Consider the following 19,170-nt stretch of genomic DNA (forward strand, 5'->3'; position numbering starts at 1 on the left):
CCATCATGGCTTCTTCCGAGATCTCCGTGTCCGACACGTCCGGCACCGACGACGGCGACGACGCGGGCAGAGCGGTGACGCGCGGTACCGCGGTGCAGTCGGTCGATCGCGCTCTCGAGGTCCTCGAGATCGTCGCTCGACTCGGGACGGCCGGTGTCACGGCCATCGCCGACGAACTCGGGGTGCACAAGTCCACCGTCTCGCGGCTGCTGGGGGTGTTGGACGCCCGCGGCTTCGTGGAGCAGGTGGGTGAACGGGGCAAGTACCGGCTGGGGTTCACCATCGTCCGCCTCGCCGGGTCCGCGACGGCCGAACGCGACCTCGCGAAGGCAGCGCAGGGCATCTGCGACATGTTGGCCGAGAAGGTGGGGGAGACCACCAACCTCGCGGTGCTCGACGAGGACCGCGCCGTGAACATCGTCAAGGCTCGGTCCGAGTCCGAGGTCGCGCTGCGTACGTGGGTGGGCCAGGGCAGCCCGGTCCACGCCACGTCGAGCGGGAAGATCCTCCTCAGCGGACTGTCGCGGGACGAGGTACGTCGGCGCCTCCCGTCCCGGTTGGACTCCTTCACGGAGACCACGGTGACCTCGTCGACCGCGCTGGAGCAGGAGCTCGAGGCGGTGCGCTCGCGGGGCTGGGCCTCAGTGCGTGAGGAACTCGAGATCGGTCTGAACGCGGTGTCCGCGCCCGTGCGTGACCACACCGGGGACGTCGTGGCTGCGCTCAGCGTCTCGGGTCCGGCCTACCGGCTCGAACCGGACGACTTCGCGTCCGTCGCGGCGGACGCGATGAGTGCGGCCCTCGAGATCAGCCGCAAGCTGGGATACGGCGGCGACTGACACCGTGACTTCTCACAGTCTCGGCGGTGAGTGTTCCGAAGGGAAACATACTTCAGGTATGGTTACGGGGTCCATGACCTGATCGCCGATAGTTTACTCGGCAGTTGGCGGTGTTGCGGTATGACCGGTCTCCACCCGCGCGGCGTGCTCGACGCACCGCCGTCGTCGGCGCTCCAGAGCGGTGTCGTCGCCGCGATCGACGCGGTGGCGCGGCGGAACCCGTCGAGTCTCGCGCTGGTCTCACCCGCCGACTCGATCACCTACGGCGAGCTCGCCGTGGCCGCCAGAAACCGCGGAGCCGCGCTGCGCCGTGCCCACTCCCGCGACCGCGTCCCGCTCGCCGTACTCGCCGACGGCTCGGTCGACGCGGTCACCTCCGTCCTGGCCGTCCTCGCCTCCGGGCATCCCCTGTTCGCCGTCGACGCCGAACTTCCCGATGTGCTCCGCGCGCACGCCTGCGCGGCCGTCGGTGCCGTACCGGCCGCGTCGGTGACGTTCGATGCTCGTCGCGACGCCGTCGTGGATCACGAGGGTGTCTGGTGGGAGTCGCCCGCCTGGGATCAGGGTCTCACCGAAGCCGGCCGGCCCACCGCACTCGACGCCTGGTGGCCCGCCCTCGTCGCGCTCGGTCCGGGCACGACCGGACGCGTCACCGTCACGCACGAGGAGTTGGCCGCGTCGGTGTCCGATCTCGCCGTCCGTGCGGGTCTCGCGCCGGGCACTCTCTTCGACCTGTCCCACCCGTCGGCCTCGGTCGCGGGTCTCGTCGGACTTCTGGCCGGTCTGGTCACCGGCTGCACCGTCAGCGCGCCCGGACGGGGATTTCCCGCGGCGGTGTGACGCCCGGGCCTCCGGTGCGATGCACGTCCGCGTCCGTCGGGGCACACTGTGGCGGTGACCGACGCCGCAGATCAGCCTGCACACCCGACCGTCGAGCACTCTCGGCTCGCCGAATCGCCCGGAGCACAGAGCGCCTGGCGTACCTGGGGCCCGTATCTCGCGGGCCGTCAGTGGGGCACCGTGCGCGAGGACTACTCCGAGGACGGCAACGCCTGGGAGTCCTTCCCCTTCGACCACGCCCGCTCGCGCGCCTACCGATGGGGCGAGGACGGCCTCGGGGGCATCTGCGACCGCTTCGGCTTCCTCAATTTCTCGGTGGCCCTGTGGAACCGGCGCGATCCGATCCTCAAGGAGCGGCTGTTCGGACTCGCCAACGGTGAGGGCAATCACGGCGAGGACGCCAAGGAGTACTGGTGGGCGCTCGACGGAACGCCCACCCACAGCTGGATGACGTGGCTCTACCGCTACCCGCAGGCCGAGTACCCCTACGAGGGGCTGCGTGAGGCGAGCCGCGCGCGCACACGCATGGACCGCGAGTTCGAACTGGCCGACACCGGGGTGCTGGACGAGAACCGGTTCTTCGACGTGGTCGTCACCTACGCCAAGGCGTCGCCGGACGACGTGTGCATCGTCGTCGACGTCACCAATCACGGGCCCGAGGCCGCATCGGTCGACGTGGTGCCGCATCTGTGGTTGCGCAACACGTGGTCCTGGGGGCGCGACGATCGCACCGCCTCCATCGTCGACGTCACGGCGGACGCGCTTCCCGGAGACATGGCCGTGGTGCGTGCGGAGCACGGTTTTCTCGGCCGGTACCACCTCGCCGCTCAGGGTGATGCGCGAGTGCTGTTCTGCGACAACGAGACCAATGCGGTGGAGCTGTTCGGCGCCGCGGAGAACCTCTCGGCCTGGACGAAGGACGGCATCGGGCGGCGCATCGTCGAGGGCGACGAGTCGGCCGTCAATCCGGACGGCACGGGGACGAAGAGTGCGTTCTGGTACTCGCTCGACGACGTGGCGCCCGGCGAGACCCGCAGCATCCGTCTCCGGTTGAGCACCGCGGTGCCGGACTCGTTCACGTTCGGCCCCGGCTTCGACGCGGTCCTCGCCGACCGACGGTACGAGGCGGACCAGTTCTACGACCACGTCATCGGCCCGGATCTGTCCGCGGCCGACCGCCACGTCGCACGGCGCGCCTACGCCGGCCTGCTGTGGTGCAAACAGCTCTACCGCTACGACGTACGCGAGTGGGCGCAGGGTGATCCGGTGGGAGCGTCGGCGCCGCAGTCGCGACTCGACGCGACCGCCCGCAACCATGCCTGGTCGCACTTCTCGCTCGCGGACGTCGTCTCCATGCCGGACGAGTGGGAGTACCCGTGGTTCGCCGCATGGGATCTCGCCTTCCACACCATCCCGCTGGCGCACGTCGACCCGGACTTCGCCAAGGAACAGCTCGTGCTCATGTGTCGCGAGTGGGCGATGCACCCCAACGGTCAACTGCCCGCGTACGAGTGGGAGTTCGGAGACGTCAACCCGCCGGTCCACGCGTGGGCGGTGTGGCAGGTCTACCGCATCGACGGACACCGCGACCGTGAGTTCCTGGTCCGGGTGTTCACCAAGCTGTTGTTGAACTTCTCGTGGTGGGTCAACCGCAAGGACGCGGGCGGCTCCAACATCTTCGAGGGCGGCTTCCTCGGGATGGACAACATCGGGATGTTCAACCGCTCGGAGCCACTGCCTCCCGGTTTCCGACTCGAGCAGTCCGACGCGACCAGTTGGATGGCGTTCTACTGCCAGCAGATGTTCAAGATCGCGATCGAACTGGCACGCCACGACTCCGCCTGGGACGACGTCGCGACGAAGTTCTTCGCGCATTTCCTGTCCATCGCGGAGGCCGTGGGATCCTTCGGGTCGGCGCAGATGTCGCTGTGGCACGAGGAGGACGGATTCTTCTACGACGTCCTCGCCCCACCGCACGGTGACGCGGTGCCGCTGCGGGTGCGCTCGATGGTGGGCCTCCTGCCGATCCTGGGGGCCACCGAGATCCCGTCGTGGGTGCCGAAGGAGTGTCCGGACCTGACGTCTCGCTTGCGGTGGTTGCAGCACCGGAGACCGGATCTGGTGTCCCCGATGATGTCGCGCAACGACAACGGGACCTGGCGCATGCTCCTCGCCCTCGTGGATCCCGATCGGCTGCGGCGCATCCTCGAGCGCATGTTCGACAGCGACGAGTTCCTGTCGTCCTTCGGTATCCGGTCGCTGTCCGCGTCCTACCGCGACGGCGTCACGATGGAGGTCGAGGGCCGATCACTGTCCATCGAGTACGAGCCGGGGGAGTCCCGCACGTCGATGTTCGGCGGGAACTCGAACTGGCGTGGTCCGGTGTGGTTCCCCGTCAACGTGCTGCTCGCCGACAAGCTCCGCGCCTACGGTCGCTACTTCGGCGACACGTTCACCATCGAGATCCCCACCGGGTCCGGCGTGCAGCGCACCCTGGTCGAGGCCGCCGAGATCATCGAGAACGGCCTCGCGGACCTGTTCCGCGTGCGCGGATCCGGTCGGCCGTCGGACGGCGATCGCATCGAGTCCTCGGACGATCCGCTGTGGTCGGAGCATCCGACCTTCAGCGAGTACTTCGACGGGGACACCGGAGAGGGGCTCGGCGCCAGCCATCAGACCGGCTGGACCGCGCTGGTCGCGCATCTTCTCAATCCCAGAGTGCCGCAACCGCCGACGCCGCCGGGTTAACGTGGCGGCATGAAGATTCGCGGAGCTGTCCTGGAAGAGATCGGCCGTTCGCGGCCGTTCGCGGAGTCGCGTCCCCTGACGGTGTCCGAGCTCGAGCTCGATCCTCCCGGCGAGGGGGAGATCCTCGTACGCATCGAGGCGGCGGGGTTGTGCCATTCCGATCTGTCGGTGGTCGACGGCAACCGCGTGCGCCCCGTCCCGATGCTGCTGGGGCACGAGGCCGCGGGCATCGTCGAGGGCGTCGGCCCGGGGGTCGATCTCGCGCTCGGCACGCGCGTGGTGATGACCTTCCTGCCTCGATGCGGTGAGTGCTCGGGGTGCCGGTCGAACGGGCGCACACCGTGCATCCCCGGCAGCGCGGCCAACAACGCCGGCACTCTGCTCGGCGGAGACGTGCGGCTGCGCCGCGACGGCGTCGAGATCAAGCACCATCTCGGGGTGTCCGGTTTCGCGACGCACACGGTGGTGGACCGGCGGTCGGTGGTGCCCGTGGGCGACGACGTCCCGCCGGCCGTCGCCGCGGTGCTCGGGTGCGCGGTGCTCACCGGCGGCGGCGCACTGCTGAACGCCGCGTCCCCCACCGAGGGCGACACCATCATGGTGGTGGGGCTCGGCGGAGTGGGCATGGCCGCGGTGCTCACCGCGGCCTCGCTCGGACTGGGCGACGTCATCGGGGTCGATTCGATGCCGGAGAAGCTGGAGACGGCCCGCGAGTTGGGCGCCACGTCCGTGTACACCCCGCAGGAATTGGCCGAGTCCGGCGTGCGTGCCCAGATCGTCGTGGAGGCCGCCGGCAACGCGCGCGCCTTCGAGACCGCTCTCGCTGCCACGGCTCCGGGCGGCACCACCGTGACAGTGGGCCTGCCGTCGCCGGACGCCCGAGCGTCGATCTCGCCCCTCACGCTCGTGGCCGAGGCGCGGACCATCGTCGGGAGCTACCTCGGGTCCGCCGTTCCCGAACGGGACATTCCGACGTACGAGCAGATGTGGCGCGAGGGCCGTTTCCCGGTGGAGAAACTGGTGTCCTCACGCATCACGCTCGACGGGATCAACCGGGCGATGGACGAACTGGCGGACGGCAAGGCGATTCGTCAGGTCATCGAGTTCGACCACTAGGCTGTCCCCGACAGTTCGAGGTGAGGGGTGAACAGGTGACAGAGGCGATACGTGTCGGAGTACTCGGCGCGGCCGGCAAGGTCGGCCAGGCGGTGTGCGAGGCCGTCGAGGCCGCGGCCGACACGGAGCTCGTCGCTCGCGTGGACAAGGACGACCGGCTCGAGACGTTCGCCGAGAACGGCGCGCAGGTCGTGGTCGACTTCACCCATCCCAGTGTCGTCATGGACAACCTGCAGTACCTGATCGGCGCCGGGATCCATGCCGTCGTGGGCACCACCGGGTTCGACGACGAGCGACTCGATCAGGTGCGGTCCTGGCTAGCGGACTCGCCCGCGACCGGAGTGCTCATCGCTCCCAACTTCGCCATCGGCGCCGTGCTGTCGATGGCGTTCGCGCAGCAGGCGGCACGCTTCTTCGACTCGGTCGAGGTGATCGAGCTGCACCACCCGAACAAGGCGGACGCGCCGTCCGGCACCGCGTACCGCACGGCGGCGCTCATCGCGGACGCGCGGCGCGCGGCGGGAGTGGGCCCGAGTCCCGACGCGACCACCACCGAACTCGACGGTGCGCGCGGCGCCGACGTCGACGGAGTGCGTGTGCACTCCGTGCGCCTCGCCGGTCTGGTGGCGCACCAGGAGGTGCTCCTGGGAACGCAGGGCGAGACTCTCACCATTCGGCACGACTCGATCGACCGCACCTCCTTCACTCCCGGTGTGCTGCTGGGCGTCCGGTCCATCGCGGCGCGGCCCGGGTTGACGTTGGGCATCGAACCGCTGATGGATCTGTGATGAGCAGCGGGAAGTCCGGAGGACGGTCGGAGTGAGCAAGTATTCGCGGGTGGTCGCGATCATCGCCGTGATGGTGTTGGTTCTCGGCGTCTACTTCGTCATCCTGGGCGGGCGGGGGATCGACTTCATCCAGCTCGGCGGTCCGGTCAACATCGGGCTGGGTATCGGTGTGCTGATCCTTCCGCTGCTGGGCCTGTGGATCGTGGCGGCGACGCTGCGGGCGGGTTTTCGGCACCAGCACCTGGCCCGTCGGATCCACGACGAGAATCTCGAGCTGGACGTCGACGACCTTCCGCGCATGCCGTCGGGGCGCATCGAGCGCGGCGCGGCGGATTCGCTCTTCGCGGACGTCAAGGCGGAGTACGAGAAGTCGCCCGACGACTGGCGCACGAACTACCGTCTCGCCCGTGCGTACGACTACGCGGGCGATCGCGGGCGCGCACGCGAGATCATGCGGCGCGCCGTGGAACTCGAGCGCACCGAGAGCGCGTGACCGTCCTGCTGGTGGTGCACCACACGGTGTCGCCGCCCATGGCGGAGATGCTCGAGGCGGTGCTGGCCGGGGCGCGGGATCCCGACATCGAGGGTGTCGACGTCCGGGTGCGCCCGGCCCTGGGTGCCACGATCGCCGACGTGGTCGACGCGGACGGCATCCTCCTCGGCACTCCCGCGAACTTCGGGTACATGTCCGGTGCTCTCAAGCATTTCCTCGACACGGTGTACTACCCGACGCTCGGGTCGATGAACGGAAAGCCTTGGGGCGCCTGGGTGTACGGCAACAACGACACTGCGGGCGCGGTGCGCGCACTGACGAGCATCGTGAGCGGATGGGGCCTCGAGCCGGCCGCGGTGCCCGTCGAGGTGACCGGGTTCGACGCCGCTGCGCGGGAACGGCTCGTCGAACTCGGTGGCACGGTGGCCGCGACGATCATGCCTGCCTGATCACTCCGGAAGGGTCAGCGGGGATGCGGGATCCGGCGCGCTCTCGACGAACGCCGGCGGGTTCGCCGTGTCGAACGTGGTGGGCAGGGTCGCGCACGTCGCGCCGGGCTCCGGGAAAGTGTTCGGATTCAGGCGCAGTGCCGAGACGAAACGGTCGATGCGCTCGTCGTCGCTGCTCTCCACTGCCAGGCGATGCCCCCACGACTGCAGCGAGATCCGGCGATCCATGCCCGGATACGGCGACATCATCAGGTACGGCTCGCCCTCCACCCGCGCGGCCAGCGCTGCGATCTCGCCGTCGTCGAGCGCTTCGGGGTCGTATGCGATCCACACGGCACCGTGTTCGAGGGAGTGCACCATGTTCTCGGTGCGCACGGCCTCCGGATAGACCACGCCGGTGCACGTCGCCCACGCGTTGTCGTGTCGACCACCCATCGGCGGTGAGAAGGCGTACGCCACACGGTAGTTCGGCAGTACGTGGTAGGCGGGCGGGTAGTCGACCACCTCGATGCCGTCGAGCGAGAGAGAGGGGTCGGGATTGTCGGCGGTGGGCACCCACGCGTCGGCCGTCGGACGTCCCTCGACGGCCCTGCCGCAGCCCCCGGCGAGGAGGGCGGCCGACAGGATCAGGGGAACGAGCGCCGACCGATGCATGATTCGAGAGTATCCGTCCGGCCGCACCGTCCTGCTCGTCAGCCGTTCCGCACCACCGCGACGACGAAGACGCGTCGGAACGGGAAGAAGGTGGTCCCGTCGGATCGTGCCGGGTAGGCGTCGGCCAACAACGGAGCGAGGTCGTCGCGGAACTCGTCCCGACCCTTCTCGTCGAGGAGGTCGAAGATCGGGGTGAGAGCGGTGCCGGAGACCCAGTCGAGAACGGGCCGGGCACCACGGAGTTGCTGGACGTACGTGGTCTCCCAGGCGTCCACGGCGCAACCCCGGGCGGCCAGCAGATCGGCGTACTGCTCGGGATCGTCCACGGCGTTCGCGTGCCGCAGCTCGAGAGTGGGAAGTCGCGGTGCCCAGGCGTCCGATGTCGCGAGGTCCCGGATGATGCGGTGCGACGGTGCATCGAAATTGCCGGGCATCTGGACGGCGATCACGGCACCGTCCGGTAACTGGCCGGGCCAGCGCGCCAGCAGTTCCCGGTGTTCGGGCACCCACTGCAGAGTCGCGTTGGAGACGACGACGTCGGTGTCGGAGGACGGCACCCAGTCCCGCACGTCCAGCACGGTGGCGTCCAGACCGGCAGCGCGCGCGGCCGCGACCATGTCCGGCGAGTTGTCCGACGCCTCGACGGCGGCGTCCGGCCAGCGGTGCGCGAGCAACGCCGTCGCATTGCCCGGGCCGCAGCCGAGATCGGCGACGCGCCGGGGACTCCCGACAGCGATGCGTGCGAGCAGTTCGCGGAACGGACGGGTGCGCTCGTCGGCGAAGGTGAGGTAGTCGGACGGGCTCCACATGATGGCTCCTTCGACGGGCCGGCAAACAGTACGCTTGTACTGTTATGCACGCTACGCCGGAGTGAGCAGCACTGTCCACCGGCGCTACGGTCGCTGGACACGTGAGGGTGAGGAGGCTGCCGGTGCAGTACCCGCGATCCGGTGTGGCGTTGCTCGTCGCCGCCGCCGTGCTGTGGGGGACCGGCGGTGTTCTCGGAACCGCGCTGGGTCGCTCCGCGGACCTCCCGTCCACCGCGGTCGCCGCGTACCGGCTCGGCCTCGGCGGGCTGATGCTCCTCGCGGTCGTGGCCGCGACCGGGGGCGTTCTGCCGCGCGGCCGACCTGTGTGGAGTCGCATCGCCGTCATCGGAACACTCGCCGCGGTCTTCCAGGGTGCCTACTTCGCAGCCACCGTCACGGCGGGCGTGGCGGCCGCGACCCTGGTGACCATCGGGTCGGCTCCGGTGGTGGTCGTCCTCGTGGAGTCGCTGACGGCACGTCGCCGCCCGGCGGGTGCCGTCGTGCGGACCGTCGTCGTCGGTGTCGCGGGGCTCGGGCTGCTCGTCGGTTCCCCGGCCGACGGCGATCTGCGGTCCACCGTCGTGGGCGGCGCTCTGGCGGTGGTGTCGGGCAGTGCGTTCGCGACGATGACCCTCGTCGGTCGTCGACATGCCGCGCAGGGCGACGACACCGTCGTCACCGGATGGTCGTTCGTGCTGGGCGGGGCGCTGCTCGCGGTGGCAGCGACAGCCACGGACCGCACGGCGCTGCTCCCGGTCGTGTCGGTGACGAGCATTCTCCTCGTGCTCAGCTTCGCCCTCGTCCCGACGGCTGTGGCCTACAGCGCGTACTTCCGCGGACTGCGGACCGCGGCGGCGTCGACGGCGGCGGTCGTCGCACTCCTCGAACCTCTCACCGGTACCGTCCTGGCAGTGATCCTGCTGGACGAACGACTCACGGCGGTGGGCGCCGTCGGTGCGGTGCTGCTCCTGGTGTCCGTCGTCGACGCCGGAGTGACCCACGCCCGGACGAACGCGGGCGGTGCCCATGCGTGAGCTGTCCGCGGCGGCAGCGCGTCGCACGGCCGTCGCGGCCCAGGGCTTCGGTCGAGCGCGGTCCGGTGCGGTCTCCGGCAGGCGCGCGGTGGCGGGTGTGGTGCGCTCGACGAAGTTGCTGCAGATCGATTCGGTGTCCGCGGCGGTGCGGGCGCACTACGCGCCGGTGTTCAGTCGTGTCGGCCCCTACGACCGTCAGGCGCTGGACGATGCGGCGTGGACCGACACGGCGCGATCGCCGCGCCTGCTCGTCGAGTACTGGGCGCACGAGGCGGCATTCCTGCCCGTCGCCGACTGGCCGCTGATGCGGTGGCGGATGGATCAGTACGAGCACGGTCGGTGGGGCGGCGCCGCGAGGGTCGCTGCGCGCAGTCCCGGACTGGTGGAGGACGTGCTCGACGCGATCCGCGACCAGGGGCCCGTCACCGCGCGAGAGCTCGAAGTTCTGTTGGATCGCCGGAGACCCGGCCCCAAGGGGCCGTGGTGGGACCACAGTGACGTCAAGGTGGTGTGCGAACAGCTCTTCGCCGGCGGCGTGTTGTCGGTGCCGCGGCGGGAACGGTTCACGAGGCTGTACGACCTCGCCGAGCGCGTGCTGCCCCCGGACGTCGTGTCGCGACGGGTGGACGAAGTAGACGCGGTGCGTCAGCTCGTCGAGAAGTCGGCCGAGGCGATGGGGGTCGCCACGGCGGCCGACCTGCGCGATCACTACCGGCTGTCGGCGGCCCAGACCACTCGGGCCGTGGCCGACCTGGTGGACGCGGGCGTGCTGGTGCCCGTGACCGTGACCGGGTGGCGGGATCAGGCTTTCCTGCATCGAGACACCCGGGTACCGCGGTCGGTCGAGTCGGCCGCACTGCTGTGCCCGTTCGACCCGCTGATCTTCGGGCGTCCGCGCACCGAGCGTCTCTTCGACTTCCACTACCGCATCGAGATCTACACGCCCGAGCCGAAGCGGACGTACGGGTACTACGTCTTCCCGTTCCTGCTGCACGACGAGCTCGTCGCCCGCGTCGACATCCGGGTCGATCGCTCCGCCGGAGTGCTCACGGTGCCCGGTGCGTTCACCGAGCCCTCCGTCGACGCCCGCGGCCGCCGTGGCGAGGTGGCGGCGGCGCTGGCCGCGTCGGTGACGGAGATGGCGCGATGGCTGGACGTGGCCGACGTCGTGGTCGGTGACCGTGGTGATCTCGCGGCCGACCTGGGCCGCGAGGTACGCGCCGTCTCTCGATGACGCCGCCACCCCATAGTCTGTGTCGAATGTCCCAGCGTCCAGTGTCAGAGCATCGAGCCGGTGCCCCGTTGTCCGTTCAGCTCGTGGCCGCGACGTCCTTCACCCCTCCGTCGGAGGTGCCGTGGGAGACCGACGCCGACGGCGGTCAGGCGTTGGTCGAGTTCGCCGGCCGGGCCTGCTACCAGAGCTGGTCGAAGCCCAATCCGCGCACCGCGACCAACGCCGGGTATCTCAACCACCTACTGGCCGTGGGGAACTGGTCGGTGTTCGAGCACGCGTCCGCGAGTTTCTACATCACCGGCATCTCACGCTCCTGCAGTCACGAGTTGATCCGGCACCGCCACTTCTCCTTCTCGCAGCTCTCCCAGCGTTCGGTGTCCGAACGCGACGCGCTGATGGTCGTGCCTCCAGCTCTCGAGTCCGACGCGACGTTGCGTGAGTTGTTCCAGAATGCGACCGACTCGTCCCGTGCCGCGTACGACGCGTTGCTGTCCGCACTCGAAGCGGAGACCGGTGCGGACTCGCCTGCGGTCGTCGCCGGGAAGCAGGCGCGGCAGGCCGCGCGCTCAGTGCTCCCGAACGCCGTGGAGACGCGCCTGGTGATGACCGGGAACTACCGGTCGTGGCGGCATTTCGTCACCATGCGGGCCTCCGAGCACGCGGATCTCGAGATCCGACGGCTCGCGGTGGCCTGCCTGCGGCGCCTCGTCGAGGTCGCACCCGACGTCTTCGCCGACTTCGAGATCGAGACACTGGCCGACGGAACGGAAGTCGCCAGGAGTTCGTACGCGGGGGAATAGGCGGCGCGGGTCGTGGGGGTCCGGCGGCCGGACGGGGACCGGGTAACCTTCCTGACCATGACCATCGGTGACACCGCGAGGACTGTCGACGCTGCGGGGACTGTCGACACTGCGGCACGAGTGCAGACGAGCAGCACGCCCTCGCCGTTCGGTGCCGTCTCCGTCGCGATGGTGACACCGTTCACTCCGGACGGTGCTCTCGACATCGACGCCTCCGTCGCACTGGCCGCGCATCTGGTCTCGAGCGGGTGCGACAGCCTCGTGATCTCGGGAACGACGGGCGAGTCGCCGACCACGACGGATCGCGAGAAGGCCGACCTGCTGCGCGCCGTGGTCGCTGCCGTCGGAGATCGCGCTCGCATCGTCGCCGGCGCCGGTACCAACGACACCGCGCACAGCATCGAACTCGCTCGTGCCGCCGCCGACGCCGGGGCACACGGACTGCTCGTCGTCACCCCGTACTACTCGCGCCCGCCGCAGGCCGGCCTGTACGCCCACTTCGTCGCCGTGGCCGACTCGACCGATCTGCCCGTCATGCTGTACGACATCCCGCCCCGCTCGGTGGTGCCGATCGAGACGGAGACGTTGCGTCGCCTCGCCGATCATCCGCGCATCCTCGCCGTCAAGGACGCGAAGGGCGACCTCGCCGCGGGAGCCGAACTCATCGCCTCGACCGGTCTCGAGTACTTCTCGGGCGACGACCCGCTCAACCTGCCCTGGCTGTCCGTCGGGGCCGTCGGCTTCGTCAGCGTCATCGGGCACCTCGTGCCCGGCAAGCTCCGGGATCTCCACTCCGCCTGGGCCGCGGGCGACATCGCCGCAGCGCAAGCCATCAACGTCGGTCTGCTCCCGATCGTGCGGTCGTTCGCCCGACTCGGCGGCGTCACGGGCTCCAAGGCGGGCCTTCGTCTTCTCGGCATCGACGTGGGGGAGCCCCGTCTGCCGCAAGTTCCACCGTCCACCGATCAGATCGATGCTCTGGCAGCCGATCTTCACCGTGCAGGAGTTCTTTGATGACTCGACCGCCCAGGCGGCGCAGTGCCACCCGTAGTGCCGGACCGCCCGCGGAACTTCCTCCGCAGGAACAGCAGCCCGCTCCTCCTGCACCGAAGGCCGAGGCCGCGCCCGTGCAGGACGCCCCCGCGGCGCAGGCGCCGGCGAAAGCCGCTCCCGTGAAGGAGGCGCCCGTGAAGGACGCGCCGACCGGCCGCGACCGCCAGTCGGGCGGCTCGCGATCGTCGAACGGCAACTCGGGCTCGGGTGGGGGCCGCGGTCCTCGGTCGCGTCCCGCGCGCACCCCGCAGAACTCCGCTGCCATCCAGCGACCCGATGCGCGCACGGTCGTGGACAAGACGCAGCGACTCGGAGCTCCGCCCAAGGCACCGAAGAACGGTCTCCGCGTCGTCGCCCTCGGCGGCATCGGCGAGATCGGCCGCAACATGACGGTCTTCGAGCACAAGGGCAAGCTGCTCATCGTCGACTGCGGTGTGCTCTTCCCCGAGGACGCACAGCCCGGTGTCGACCTGATCCTCCCGGACTTCCGTCACATCGAGAACCGGATGGACGACGTGGTCGCCCTGGTGCTCACCCACGGTCACGAGGACCACATCGGTGCCGTGCCGTTCCTGCTGCGCCTGCGCCCGGACATCCCGGTCATCGGCTCCAAGTTCACGTTGGCGCTGCTGGCGGCGAAGTGCCGTGAGCACCGCCAGAAGCCGAAGCTCGTCGAGGTGCGCGAGGGCGAGAGCACGAACCACGGACCGTTCGAGCTCGAGTACTTCGCGGTCAACCACTCGATCCCCGACGCGCTCGCCGTCGCCATCCGTACCGATGCCGGTGTCGCGCTGCACACCGGCGACATCAAGCTCGACCAGCTGCCGCTCGACGGCCGCCTGACCGATCTCGGCGGGTTCTCGCGACTCGGCGACGAGGGTGTCGACCTCTTTTTGGTGGACTCCACCAACGCCGAGGTGCCCGGATTCGTCACGCCCGAGCGTGAGATCGGCGGTGTCCTGGACACGGTCATCGGCAAGGCCAGGAACCGCGTGATCGTCGCGTCGTTCGCGAGCCACGTGCACCGCATCCAGCAGGTCATCGACGTCGCACACCGCTACAACCGCAAGGTCGCCTTCGTCGGGCGGTCGATGGTGCGCAACATGGCCATCGCCCAGGAGCTCGGGTACCTGACGGTGCCCTCGGGTGTCGAGGTCGACATGGACACCGCGACGAAGCTCGCGGACGACAAGCTGGTCCTGGTCTCCACCGGCTCGCAGGGCGAGCCGCTCTCCGCGCTGTCCCGGATGGCGCGGGGTGAGCATCGTCAGATCAACGTCCGTGCCGACGACCTGGTCGTCCTCGCGTCGTCGCTGATCCCCGGCAACGAGAACTCCGTGTTCGCCGTCGTCAACGGGCTCGCGAAGCGTGGCGCCAAGGTGGTCACGCAGCAGAGCGCCAAGGTGCACGTCTCCGGCCACGCGTCGGCCGGCGAGCTGCTGTACCTCTACAACGCGGTCCGTCCCACCAACGCGATGCCCGTGCACGGCGAGTGGCGGCACCTGCGCGCCAATGCCGCTCTCGCGGTGTCGACGGGTGTGCCGGAGGAGCGCGTGGTGCTGGCCGAGGACGGCGTCGTCGTGGACATGGTCGACGGCCTCGCCGAGATCGTCGGCCAGGTGCCAGTGGGCCACGTGTACGTCGACGGCCTGTCCGTCGGCGACGTGGGCGACTCGACGTTGTCCGACCGCCTCGTCCTCGGTGAGGGCGGCTTCATCGCCATCACCATGGCCGTGGACACCACCACCGGCAAGTCCGTCGGCACTCCCGAGGTCTCGGGTCGCGGCTTCTCCGACGATCCCGCGGCACTGAAGGAAGCGGCGCAGCTGGTCGAGGCGGAGTTGGTGCGTCTCGCCGGCGAGGGTGTGCGGGACACGCACCGCATCGCGCAGTCCGTCCGCCGCATCGTCGGTCGCTGGGTGGCGGACAAGTACCGCCGCAAGCCGATGATCGTGCCGACCGTGCTAGAGGTCACGCCGAGCTGACACGGTCGCACTCGACAGGCCGGCCCCGGGGACACCCCGGCGCCGGCCTGTCGTGTCTCTCGCCCCGTCGTCGGCCGGCTAGGCGAGCAGGTTGTACAGACCGACGAGGCCCAGCAGGACGATGCAGGCACGCAGCACCCGCGGTGACAGACGCCGGCCGTACCGTGCTCCCACCGCGCCGCCGATCAGGGAGCTGACGGCGATGAGACCGGCTGCCGCCCAACTGATCCGGTCGAAGGCGAAGATGATGAACGATGCCGCCGCCACGACGTTGACCACGAGCGACAGCAGATTCTTGGCCGCGTTCATGCGCTGGATGTTCTCCGGCAGCAACGCGCCCATGACGCCCATCAGCAGAATGCCCTGGGCCGCGGTGAAGTAGCCGCCGTAGACACCCACGGCGAACGTCCCGATCACCAGCAGCACGAAGCGTCCGCGGCCGATCCCGGTGGCGGTGTCCGGCTCGGAGCGCTTCTGGGCCCAGGCCTGGATGCGGGGGCCGGTGACCACCAGGACCAGCGCCAGGATCAGCAGCACCGGAACCACGGCGGTGAAGGTCTTCTCGGGCAGGTGCTGCAGGAGCCAGGCACCGAGCACGCCGCCGAGCAGCGATCCGGGGAGCTGCCAGCGCAACCGCGACCACTGGCCGCGTAGTTCGCGTCGGTAGCCCCATGCGCCGGAGGCGCTGCCTGCCACCAGTCCGATCGCATTGCTCATGGTCGCCGTGACGGGTGGGTACCCGAAGGCGATGAGAGTGGGGAACGTGATGAGCGTTCCTGACCCGACGACGGCGTTGATGCCACCGGCGGCGAACCCCGCGAGCAGCACGAGGACTATTTCGGAGACGGGCACACCGGCGACCGTACGACACGGCTAGATTCGTGTGTCATGAGCCTTGCGCACGACGAACGTCTGGAACTGGCCGACACGATGGCGAAGGTCGGTCCGGACGCTCCCACCCTGTGCGGTGACTGGACCGTCCGGGATCTTGCGGCGCATCTGGTGATCCGCGAACGCCGCCTGGATGCGGCTCCGGGCATCTTCCTACCGCCGCTGGCGGGGTACACGCGCCGCGTGCAGGACTCGGTCGCCGCGGGGGAGTGGGTGGGCCTCGTCGACGACGTGCGCACGGGACCTCCGGTGTGGTCGCCGTACAAGCTCCTCGACGCGCAGATCAACCTCGGGGAGATGTTCGTCCACCACGAGGACGTCCGGCGGGCCGACGGATCCGCACCGACTCCGCGAGAACTGAGCGCCGAGATGCAGACCGCCCTGTGGGGTCTGCTGGGTCTGCTCGGCCGTGTCGCCTACCGGGGAGCCCCCGTGGCCGTGGACGTGGAGACCCCGGACGGTCGTCGGCGGACGTTCGGGAAGAAGTCGGCCTCGCGCCGGGTGGCGCTGCGCGGGGAGCCGTCGGAGCTGGTGCTGCACGCGTTCGGCCGCGATGCGGTGGTGCTGGAGTTCGACGGCGACCAGGCGGACGTCGCCGCGGTGAAGGGCCTCGACCGCGGCGTGTGACAGCGGTCGAGCTGTTACTGGTGTTGCGGATGGTCCGGATGGGGTCGACCGACTAGCCTGACGGGTATGGCAGGCAAGACGAGTACGCGCGCGTCCCGATCCGGCGCGGCCGGATCGAGCAAGGCAGGCACCGGCACGAGTGGTGCCTCCACCGGACGCGGGCGGACGGTCACGACGCCGCGCAAGCCCACCGCCCCCCGGTCGTCCACCGGGCGCACCCCGGCGACTCGCTCGTCCGGTACCGCACGGTCATCGTCCGGAGCCCGACCTCGCAGCGCCCCCAAGCGCACGATCTCGCCCGGTCGCGCGGCCCTGAACTCCGTGGGTCGCGGCATCGGCAAGGGGTGGGGCCTCGCCGCGCGCGGACTCGGTGCCACCACTCGCACCGTCGGCAAGGCCGCCGACATCGAACACGGCCACCGCCGCGACGGCATCGCCCTCGGGTGCCTCGCGGTCAGCGTGGTCGTCGCCGCCGGTCTCTGGTTCTCGGCCGGTGGCCCGGTCGGGGAGTGGATCGAGATCGGGCTGCGCGCCGTCGTCGGCAGCGCGGCCATCCTGCTGCCGCTGCTCGGCATCGGCGTCGCCGTAGCCCTGATGCGGACCGAACCCGCTCCCGACGACCGCCCCCGGCTCGTCCTCGGGTCTCTGCTCGTCGGCCTGCCGATGCTCGGACTCTGGCATCTGGGTTCCGGATCACCGGACGACCTGGCCGGGCGTGCGTCCGGCGGCGGCTTCGTCGGCTTCGTCGTCGGCGGTCCGCTCAGCAGCGGGGTCACCGTCTGGCTCGCCGTGCCGCTGCTCCTGCTCGCGGTCCTGTTCGGCGTCCTTCTCCTCACCGGGACGACCGTGCGCGACATCCCCGCGCGTCTGCGGACCCTGTTCGGTACGGCGAACCGCGGCGACGAGTACAGCGACTACGAGGACTGGGAGGAGGAGTCGCACCTCGGTGACTTCGCACCGGACGGGTACGACTCCGCGGGCTACGGCTCCTCGTACGACGAGTACGACCCGGCTCTGTTCGACGCCGACGGCTACCCGGTCGACGAGAAGCCGGCGAGGTCGCGCCGCCGCCGATCGTCCGCGCCGGCCGACGCGTACCCGGTGGAGAAGTCGGCACCGGTGGACGACGCTCCCACCGAGTACGTGCCGGTGCCGCCGCCCGTCCGCACGCGTGCGAAGGAACCGGTGGTCGAGCCGACGCCGAAGCCCGCTCCGGTCGTCGCGGCGACTCCGCCGAAGCTGAAGGAGGACGACAAACTCGTCGTGGACCGCGTCGTCGACGGCGACTACGTCCTGCCCTCGCTGTCCCTGCTGATCGACGGCGACCCGCCGAAGACGCGCAGCCAGGCGAACGACGCGATGATCGAGGCGATCTCCGAGGTCCTCGAGCAGTTCAAGATCGACGCCGCCGTCACCGGCTTCACCCGCGGACCGACGGTCACGCGCTACGAGGTCGAGCTCGGACCGGGCGTCAAGGTCGAGAAGATCACGGCGCTCGCCCGCAACATCGCGTACGCGGTGGCCACCGACAACGTGCGTCTGCTGGCCCCCATCCCCGGCAAGTCGGCGGTGGGCATCGAGGTGCCCAACTCCGACCGCGAGATGGTCCGCCTGGCCGACGTGCTGACGGCGCCCTCGACCCGCAAGGATCACCATCCTCTGGTCATCGGCCTCGGCAAGGACATCGAGGGCGACTTCGTCAGCGCCAACCTCGCGAAGATGCCGCACCTCCTGGTGGCGGGCTCCACCGGCTCGGGCAAGTCGAGCTTCGTCAACTCCATGCTGGTGTCGTTGCTCGCGCGGGCGACGCCGGAGGAGGTCCGGATGATCCTCATCGACCCCAAGATGGTCGAGCTGACCCCGTACGAGGGGATCCCGCACCTCATCACGCCGATCATCACGCAGCCGAAGAAGGCTGCCGCGGCCCTCGCCTGGCTGGTCGAGGAGATGGAGCAGCGCTACCAGGACATGCAGGCAAACCGGGTGCGCCACGTCGACGACTTCAACAAGAAGGTGAAGTCGGGCGAGATCACCGCACCGCTCGGCAGCGAGCGCGTCTACAAGCCCTACCCGTACATCCTCGCGATCGTCGACGAGCTCGCGGACCTGATGATGACCGCGCCGCGGGACGTGGAGGAGGCGATCGTCCGCATCACGCAGAAGGCGCGCGCGGCCGGCATCCACCTCGTGCTCGCGACCCAGCGCCCGTCCGTCGACGTCGTCACGGGCCTGATCAAGACCAACGTCCCGTCCAGGCTCGCGTTCGCCACGTCGTCGCTGACCGACTCCCGCGTCATCCTGGATCAGCAGGGTGCGGAGAAGCTCATCGGTATGGGCGACGCCCTGTTCCTGCCGATGGGCGCGGGCAAGCCTACCCGTCTACAGGGCGCCTTCATCACCGACGAGGAGATCACCGCGGTCGTCGACTTCGCCAAGAACCAGGCGGAGCCGGAGTACCAGGAGGGCGTCACCGCGCAGAAGGCCGCGGAGAAGAAGGACGTCGACGCCGACATCGGCGACGATCTCGACGTGCTGCTCCAAGCCGTCGAACTCGTCGTGACGAGTCAGTTCGGCTCGACGTCCATGCTGCAGCGCAAGTTGCGCGTCGGCTTCGCCAAGGCCGGCAGGCTCATGGATCTGATGGAGACGCGCGGCGTGGTCGGCCCGAGCGAGGGATCGAAGGCCCGCGACGTCCTGGTCAAGCCCGACGAGTTGGACGGGCTGCTGTGGTCGATCAAGGGCGGGGATCCGGGAGAGTCGGACAATCCGGACGAGTGACGGTGGCCCCGTTGTGAATTGACTCTCACGCC

At 69.7% G+C, this 19,170-nt stretch carries 17 protein-coding genes; 14 read left to right on the forward strand and 3 right to left on the reverse strand.

Translation table 11 applies throughout. The features are described from left to right. The first annotated feature begins 5 nt into the window (after positions 1-5). The 7 genes from HQ306_RS09880 to HQ306_RS09910 all read left to right on the forward strand — a co-directional run bounded on the left by HQ306_RS09880 (position 6) and on the right by HQ306_RS09910 (position 7,273). On the forward strand, positions 6-839 hold the full coding sequence (locus tag HQ306_RS09880; protein WP_037185313.1) for an IclR family transcriptional regulator: 834 nt from the start codon (positions 6-8) through the stop codon (positions 837-839). Between the two features lie 120 nt (positions 840-959). After that, complete coding sequence (locus HQ306_RS09885; protein ID WP_222630866.1) at positions 960-1,679, forward strand: AMP-binding protein; 720 nt, start codon at positions 960-962, stop codon at positions 1,677-1,679. Positions 1,680-1,733: 54 nt separating this feature from the next. Further along, positions 1,734-4,427 carry a glucosidase gene (locus HQ306_RS09890; RefSeq protein WP_222630868.1) on the forward strand — a complete coding sequence of 898 codons (2,694 nt, stop codon included), beginning with the start codon at positions 1,734-1,736 and terminating at the stop codon, positions 4,425-4,427. A 9-nt stretch (positions 4,428-4,436) separates the two neighbouring features. Then, positions 4,437-5,543, forward strand: coding sequence for a zinc-binding dehydrogenase (locus tag HQ306_RS09895; RefSeq protein ID WP_056444936.1), 1,107 nt, complete (start codon positions 4,437-4,439; stop codon positions 5,541-5,543). A 35-nt stretch (positions 5,544-5,578) separates the two neighbouring features. Next, the gene (dapB, locus tag HQ306_RS09900; RefSeq protein ID WP_027505103.1) at positions 5,579-6,331 is read left to right on the forward strand and encodes a 4-hydroxy-tetrahydrodipicolinate reductase; all 753 of its coding nucleotides are present in this window, start codon (positions 5,579-5,581) and stop codon (positions 6,329-6,331) included. Positions 6,332-6,401: 70 nt separating this feature from the next. Beyond that, entirely contained in the window at positions 6,402-6,824 is a 423-nt protein-coding gene (locus tag HQ306_RS09905; protein WP_197027766.1) for a hypothetical protein, read from the forward strand. Continuing rightward, a complete protein-coding gene (locus HQ306_RS09910) occupies positions 6,821-7,273 on the forward strand; it encodes a flavodoxin family protein (RefSeq protein WP_027505105.1) in 453 nt (150 codons plus the stop codon). Before HQ306_RS09905 ends, HQ306_RS09910 begins: the two co-directional genes overlap by 4 nt. On the opposite strand, the gene HQ306_RS09915 is transcribed toward HQ306_RS09910, so the two are convergent. Both HQ306_RS09915 and HQ306_RS09920 read right to left on the reverse strand, forming a co-directional pair. Beyond that, on the reverse strand, positions 7,274-7,927 hold the full coding sequence (locus tag HQ306_RS09915; RefSeq protein WP_222630870.1) for a DUF3105 domain-containing protein: 654 nt from the start codon (positions 7,925-7,927) through the stop codon (positions 7,274-7,276). It abuts the gene before it with no gap. A gap of 38 nt (positions 7,928-7,965) precedes the next feature. After that, positions 7,966-8,736: a trans-aconitate 2-methyltransferase gene (locus tag HQ306_RS09920; protein WP_222630872.1), complete on the reverse strand. Its 771-nt coding sequence runs from the start codon at positions 8,734-8,736 to the stop codon at positions 7,966-7,968. A 122-nt stretch (positions 8,737-8,858) separates the two neighbouring features. Between HQ306_RS09920 and HQ306_RS09925 the strand changes: the two genes are divergently transcribed. Genes HQ306_RS09925 through HQ306_RS09945 form a run of 5 tightly spaced genes read left to right on the forward strand, consistent with a single transcriptional unit; the run spans position 8,859 to position 14,842 of the window. Next, positions 8,859-9,770, forward strand: a complete 912-nt coding sequence (locus tag HQ306_RS09925) for a DMT family transporter (RefSeq protein ID WP_222630874.1) — start codon at positions 8,859-8,861, stop codon at positions 9,768-9,770. Beyond that, positions 9,763-11,004, forward strand: a complete 1,242-nt coding sequence (locus HQ306_RS09930; protein ID WP_027505109.1) for a winged helix-turn-helix domain-containing protein — start codon at positions 9,763-9,765, stop codon at positions 11,002-11,004. The genes HQ306_RS09925 and HQ306_RS09930 overlap by 8 nt, the downstream gene beginning before the upstream one ends. 26 nt (positions 11,005-11,030) lie before the next feature. Next, entirely contained in the window at positions 11,031-11,804 is a 774-nt protein-coding gene (thyX, locus tag HQ306_RS09935) for an FAD-dependent thymidylate synthase (RefSeq protein WP_222630876.1), read from the forward strand. Between the two features lie 57 nt (positions 11,805-11,861). Further along, a complete protein-coding gene (gene dapA / locus HQ306_RS09940) occupies positions 11,862-12,818 on the forward strand; it encodes a 4-hydroxy-tetrahydrodipicolinate synthase (RefSeq protein ID WP_081821173.1) in 957 nt (318 codons plus the stop codon). Continuing rightward, positions 12,818-14,842: a ribonuclease J gene (locus HQ306_RS09945; protein WP_222630878.1), complete on the forward strand. Its 2,025-nt coding sequence runs from the start codon at positions 12,818-12,820 to the stop codon at positions 14,840-14,842. Before dapA ends, HQ306_RS09945 begins: the two co-directional genes overlap by 1 nt. Positions 14,843-14,920: 78 nt before the next feature. Here HQ306_RS09945 and HQ306_RS09950 read toward each other — a convergent pair whose 3' ends face one another. Further along, complete coding sequence (locus HQ306_RS09950; protein ID WP_222630880.1) at positions 14,921-15,694, reverse strand: sulfite exporter TauE/SafE family protein; 774 nt, start codon at positions 15,692-15,694, stop codon at positions 14,921-14,923. Positions 15,695-15,730: 36 nt separating this feature from the next. Here HQ306_RS09950 and HQ306_RS09955 point away from each other — a divergent pair, with 36 nt between their 5' ends. Both HQ306_RS09955 and HQ306_RS09960 read left to right on the forward strand, forming a co-directional pair. Beyond that, positions 15,731-16,360 carry a TIGR03085 family metal-binding protein gene (locus HQ306_RS09955; protein WP_056444917.1) on the forward strand — a complete coding sequence of 210 codons (630 nt, stop codon included), beginning with the start codon at positions 15,731-15,733 and terminating at the stop codon, positions 16,358-16,360. Between the two features lie 66 nt (positions 16,361-16,426). After that, the gene (locus HQ306_RS09960; protein WP_222630882.1) at positions 16,427-19,138 is read left to right on the forward strand and encodes a DNA translocase FtsK; all 2,712 of its coding nucleotides are present in this window, start codon (positions 16,427-16,429) and stop codon (positions 19,136-19,138) included. The last annotated feature ends 32 nt before the right edge of the window (positions 19,139-19,170 follow it).

Source organism: Rhodococcus sp. BP-160 (assembly GCF_019836205.1).
Lineage (GTDB): Bacteria > Actinomycetota > Actinomycetes > Mycobacteriales > Mycobacteriaceae > Rhodococcoides.

Excerpts from the sequence above, each read along its gene's own strand:
- dapA (WP_081821173.1), top strand. The coding sequence starts at position 11,862 with ATGACCATCGGTGACACCGCGAGGACTGTCGACGCTGCGGGGACTGTC.
- HQ306_RS09885 (WP_222630866.1), top strand. The coding sequence starts at position 960 with ATGACCGGTCTCCACCCGCGCGGCGTGCTCGACGCACCGCCGTCGTCG.
- HQ306_RS09895 (WP_056444936.1), top strand. The coding sequence starts at position 4,437 with ATGAAGATTCGCGGAGCTGTCCTGGAAGAGATCGGCCGTTCGCGGCCG.
- HQ306_RS09905 (WP_197027766.1), top strand. The coding sequence starts at position 6,402 with ATGGTGTTGGTTCTCGGCGTCTACTTCGTCATCCTGGGCGGGCGGGGG.
- HQ306_RS09930 (WP_027505109.1), top strand. The coding sequence starts at position 9,763 with ATGCGTGAGCTGTCCGCGGCGGCAGCGCGTCGCACGGCCGTCGCGGCC.
- HQ306_RS09955 (WP_056444917.1), top strand. The coding sequence starts at position 15,731 with ATGAGCCTTGCGCACGACGAACGTCTGGAACTGGCCGACACGATGGCG.
- HQ306_RS09920 (WP_222630872.1), bottom strand. The coding sequence starts at position 8,736 with ATGTGGAGCCCGTCCGACTACCTCACCTTCGCCGACGAGCGCACCCGT.
- HQ306_RS09880 (WP_037185313.1), top strand. The coding sequence starts at position 6 with ATGGCTTCTTCCGAGATCTCCGTGTCCGACACGTCCGGCACCGACGAC.
- thyX (WP_222630876.1), top strand. The coding sequence starts at position 11,031 with ATGTCCCAGCGTCCAGTGTCAGAGCATCGAGCCGGTGCCCCGTTGTCC.
- HQ306_RS09915 (WP_222630870.1), bottom strand. The coding sequence starts at position 7,927 with ATGCATCGGTCGGCGCTCGTTCCCCTGATCCTGTCGGCCGCCCTCCTC.
- HQ306_RS09960 (WP_222630882.1), top strand. The coding sequence starts at position 16,427 with ATGGCAGGCAAGACGAGTACGCGCGCGTCCCGATCCGGCGCGGCCGGA.
- HQ306_RS09945 (WP_222630878.1), top strand. The coding sequence starts at position 12,818 with ATGACTCGACCGCCCAGGCGGCGCAGTGCCACCCGTAGTGCCGGACCG.